This window comes from Pseudomonas sp. K5002 (genome assembly GCF_013386655.1).
Classification (GTDB): Bacteria; Pseudomonadota; Gammaproteobacteria; order Pseudomonadales; family Pseudomonadaceae; genus Aquipseudomonas.
This window is the reverse complement of sequence record NZ_JACARK010000803.1, coordinates 1-3850: the sequence shown is the minus strand read 5'-3', so window position 1 is coordinate 3850 and position 3850 is coordinate 1. Positions and strand designations below refer to the sequence as shown.

5 protein-coding genes and 1 pseudogene are annotated in these 3850 nt (G+C 61.6%); 4 read left to right on the top strand and 2 right to left on the bottom strand.

Going from position 1 to position 3850, the window contains the following annotated elements; all coding sequences use genetic code 11:
- Positions 1 to 1054 (bottom strand): PLP-dependent aminotransferase family protein (locus HX846_RS28880; RefSeq protein WP_178966633.1); only part of this gene is annotated, 1054 nt, incomplete at its 3' end.
- 90 nt (positions 1055 to 1144) lie between these two features.
- Between HX846_RS28880 and HX846_RS28875 the strand changes: the two genes are divergently transcribed.
- From HX846_RS28875 to HX846_RS28865, 3 genes are read left to right on the top strand one after another with little or no spacing between them, the layout of a single operon-like run.
- The gene (locus tag HX846_RS28875; RefSeq protein WP_003213431.1) at positions 1145 to 1780 is read left to right on the top strand and encodes an FMN-binding negative transcriptional regulator; all 636 of its coding nucleotides are present in this window, start codon (positions 1145 to 1147) and stop codon (positions 1778 to 1780) included.
- On the top strand, positions 1777 to 2223 hold the full coding sequence (locus HX846_RS28870; protein WP_178966631.1) for a GNAT family N-acetyltransferase: 447 nt from the start codon (positions 1777 to 1779) through the stop codon (positions 2221 to 2223). The genes HX846_RS28875 and HX846_RS28870 overlap by 4 nt, the downstream gene beginning before the upstream one ends.
- A 13-nt stretch (positions 2224 to 2236) precedes the next feature.
- Positions 2237 to 2908, top strand: a complete 672-nt coding sequence (locus HX846_RS28865) for a GNAT family N-acetyltransferase (protein WP_177020311.1) — start codon at positions 2237 to 2239, stop codon at positions 2906 to 2908.
- 220 nt (positions 2909 to 3128) lie between these two features.
- On the opposite strand, the gene HX846_RS28860 is transcribed toward HX846_RS28865, so the two are convergent.
- On the bottom strand, positions 3129 to 3404 hold the full coding sequence (locus tag HX846_RS28860) for a helix-turn-helix domain-containing protein (protein ID WP_087694596.1): 276 nt from the start codon (positions 3402 to 3404) through the stop codon (positions 3129 to 3131).
- Positions 3405 to 3491: 87 nt separating this feature from the next.
- Here HX846_RS28860 and HX846_RS28855 point away from each other — a divergent pair.
- Positions 3492 to 3850, top strand: a pseudogene (locus tag HX846_RS28855) (autotransporter domain-containing protein); the annotation flags it as partial.

The following is a 3850-nucleotide window of genomic DNA, read 5'->3' as shown; positions in this document are numbered from 1 at the left end:
CGACATACAGCACCCGCCCCGTACGATCGAGGGCCGCCAGTGGCGCCAGGGGCGCGCCGCTGTAGCGGTACTCACCGTCGTAGTCATCCTCGACGATCCAGCCGCCCGTACGCTCGGCCCAGGCCAGCAGTTCCAGGCGCCGGGCCAGGCTCATCACCACGCCGGTGGGGTATTGATGGGACGGGGTGACGTAGGCCAGGCGGCAACCGCCGAGGCGGTTCAAGGCAGCGCAGTCGATGCCCTCGCTGTCCACCGTCACGCCATGCAATTGGCCACCCGCCACCGCGAACGCATGGCCTGCTGCCCGATACCCCGGATTCTCGATGGCAACCTCATCGCCGGGCTCCACCAGCAGCTGTGCACAAAGGCTGATTGCCTGCTGCGCACCACTGGTGATCACTATTTGCTCAGCCGTGCACTGCATGCCGCGAGAACTGCGTAGATAGGCCGCAATCAATCCACGCAGGCGCGCGTCGCCCGCCGGGTCGCCATAACACAGTTGCTGCAAGTCCGGCTTGCGCCAGAAAGCCGCATTCAGCTTGGCCCACACGTCAAACGGGAACAGATCGAAAGCCGGTACGCCCACCCGGAAGGCCCTCGGCGGACCACTGGGCGGAAGCGCCAAATGGTTGTTTTCCACCCGCGCCAGCGCACCGCTGTGGATAACTTGACTGGACGAAAACACAGGTAACTCCGGCCGTTTTGTGGATAAACCTGGGGATAAGCCTGTTGATAACCCTGTGGACACTTTTGTGGATAGTTTTTTTGCGGGCGTCGGCGTCTGCGGCAATTGCGCCACATAGGTGCCATCACCCACGCGGCCTTCGATAAATCCTTCGGCATACAGTTGGTCGTAGGCGCGAACCACACTGTTGCGCGAGATCGACAGTGCCGCCGCCAGGTCACGGCTGGCGGGGAGCCGGGTGCCACTGACCAACCGGCCATCCAGTACCCGCTGGCGCAGCGCCTGATAGAGCTGGCGGGTGAGTCCCTGGCGGCGGTCCAACTCGATACCCGCCGGGTTGAACGAGAGCGGTGGTTCTAACGCAGGCATGGAATTGGACCTATAAAATTGACTGTAGATGGCTCTTACAACGAACCAATAGCCTGCCTAGGATGCAGGCATTCGCCAAGGAAAATCTTCATGTACACACCACGCGCCTTTGCCCTCGATGACTTGCCCGAAATCCAGCAACTGATCCAGCACACGCGCCTGGCGCAACTGGTGACCTTGGGCGAACAAGGCCTGCAAGCCAGCCATTTGCCGCTGCTGCTCAACCCGGATGAAGGGCCCAACGGCACCCTTTACGGGCACATGGCCAAGGCCAATCGCCAATGGCAGGACCTGCAAAATGGCGGCGAGGCCCTGGTGATTTTTGCCGGGGCCGAGGCCTACGTCAGTCCGTCGTTCTACCCGGCCAAGGCCGAACACGGCAAAGTGGTGCCGACCTGGAATTACATCGCGGTACACGCCTACGGCACCGGCGAAGTGTTCACCGAAGCCGAGCGCCTGCTCGAATTGGTCAGCGCCCTCACCGACCGCCATGAAGGCAATCGCGCCCAACCCTGGAAAGTCAGCGACGCCCCGGCCGACTACATCGACGGCATGCTCAAGGCCATTGTCGGCTTTGCCCTGCCGATCCAGCGCCTGGAAGGCAAACGCAAACTCAGCCAGAACCGCAGCCCGGCGGACATCGCCGGTGTTCGCGACGGCCTGGCTGCCAGCACCGACGTACGCGACCAGACCCTCGCCCGCTTTATTCCCAAGGAGCCATCATGAGCCAGATCGAAATCCGCCAGGTCAGCGCCGCCGACCACGCCGCTTGGTTGCCCCTGTGGCAAGCCTACCTGTGCTTCTACAACACCGAGCTGCCCGACGCCGTCAGCCAGAACACCTGGCAACGCTTGATCGACGCCAATGAGCCGACCCACTCGGCCCTGGCCTGGCAGGACGGCAAGGCCGTAGGCATGGTCAATTTCATCTACCACCGGTCCAACTGGAGCATCGAGAACTCCTGCTACCTGCAGGATTTGCTGGTAGATCCGGCCCAGCGCGGCACCGGCGTCGGCCGCAAGCTGATCGAATTCGTCTACGCCACCGCCAAGGCCGACGGTTGCTGCAAGGTCCACTGGCTGACCCACGAGACCAACGCCACCGCCATCCAGCTGTACGAACGCATCGCCGAACGCCCCGGTTTTATCCAGTTTCGCAAAGGTCTTTAAGGAGAAGCACAGCATGACGACATCATTGGCCGACTGGAAAGGTGTCCCGGCGCCCACCGTCACCCTTATCGAAGGGCGCTTCGTGCGCCTGGAAAAACTCGACCCGGCCCGCCACGGCGATGACCTGTTCAACGCCCTGCAAGGCCCCGGCGCGGATCCGAAGCTGTGGGACTATTTGCCTTACGGCCCATTCCCCGAGCGCGCCGCCTTCGACGCCTGGCTGAACAACCACGCGTCCCACAGCGACCCGTACTTCTTCAGTGTGATCGACAAGGCCAGCGGCGAGGTGCAAGGCATCCTCAGCCTGATGTCCATCGTGCCCGAGCAAGGCCGCATTGAAATCGGCCACGTGACCTTCGGCGCCCCGATGCAACGTTCACCGAAAAGCACCGAGGCGGTGTACCTGCTGGCCAGGCACTCGTTTGAGCTGGGCAATCGCCGCCTGGAGTGGAAGTGCAACAACGCCAACGCCCGCTCCAAAAACGCCGCCGAGCGTTTGGGTTTCAGTTTTGAAGGGGTGTTTCGCCAGCACACGGTGGTGAAGGGAAAGAACCGGGATACGGCGTGGTATTCGATCCTGGATGGGGAATGGCCGGCGATTGGGGCCGGGTTTGAAGCGTGGCTGTCGGATGCAAACCAGACCGGTTCGGGACAGTTGAAAACGCTGGTGGAGTGCCGTACCTAAGCCACCCTGCCACCCCCTGACAAATGTGGGAGCGGGCTTGCTCGCGAAAGCGGTGTATCAGTCACGAATGTATCAACTGACCCACCGTCATCGCAGGCAAGCCCGGCTCCCACATTGTATCTTCAGCGCATCCGGGCCTTGTGCTCAGCCGAGGCGAATAGGCGAGCATCTATACCTTGAAATACTTGCTCACGATCAAACACCACGCCATCGCCTTTTCCTACAAGCTTCTGCGAACCTTCACCACTCCCATCTTCAACCCAAACGGCCTGAACACTGCGTTCAACGACTTCAGCGTCTGATTGCCCTCGCCATGTTCGATATGCACCAGCGTGCGTACAGAGATTTTGCACATCTTGGCAAACTGGCTCTGATGCAGCCCAGTGACTTCCGTTCGCAGCCGGCGTACCGCCTCGGCTATTTCCAGCGTTCCCTCGGCCAATGCATCCTGAATGCTTTCGATCAACCGGGTTCGTTCTTCAACCGTCAGGCTCATTTCAATCCCCGTCACCTCCTCGCCATCATTCTGTAAAAAACCTCCGCTATATAGGTCGACTCTTTTCCAAAAACAAGGTCGCCCGCCATGCCCCCTTCGCCCCAGCGCCTTGCGCTCACTCTCGGCCTGCTGGTCAGCAGCGGTTTTGCCGATGCGGCGCCCGCGCCAACCAAGACGCTGCAGATCGACACGCCCACCACCACCGGGCAAACCCTGGGCGGTAGCGACTCGCTGACGATTTCGGCACCGGGCAGTATCACCACCTCCAAAGTCGCGGTGACCTTGAAGGACGGCACCACCGGTAATGGCGTGGTGATCGACAACTCCGGCAGCATTACCTCCACGGGTGGCCGGGCCATCGACAGCAGCGGCAGCCTCACCGGCGCGCGCAACTACAGCATCTACAACCGCGCCGGTGGCGTGATCCAGGGCGCCAACGACGCGCT

What these genes read in the sequence shown, in the direction of transcription:
- HX846_RS28860 (WP_087694596.1), bottom strand. Translation starts at nt 3,404, where the DNA reads ATGAGCCTGACGGTTGAAGAACGAACCCGGTTGATCGAAAGCATTCAG.
- HX846_RS28865 (WP_177020311.1), top strand. Translation starts at nt 2,237, where the DNA reads ATGACGACATCATTGGCCGACTGGAAAGGTGTCCCGGCGCCCACCGTC.
- HX846_RS28875 (WP_003213431.1), top strand. Translation starts at nt 1,145, where the DNA reads ATGTACACACCACGCGCCTTTGCCCTCGATGACTTGCCCGAAATCCAG.
- HX846_RS28870 (WP_178966631.1), top strand. Translation starts at nt 1,777, where the DNA reads ATGAGCCAGATCGAAATCCGCCAGGTCAGCGCCGCCGACCACGCCGCT.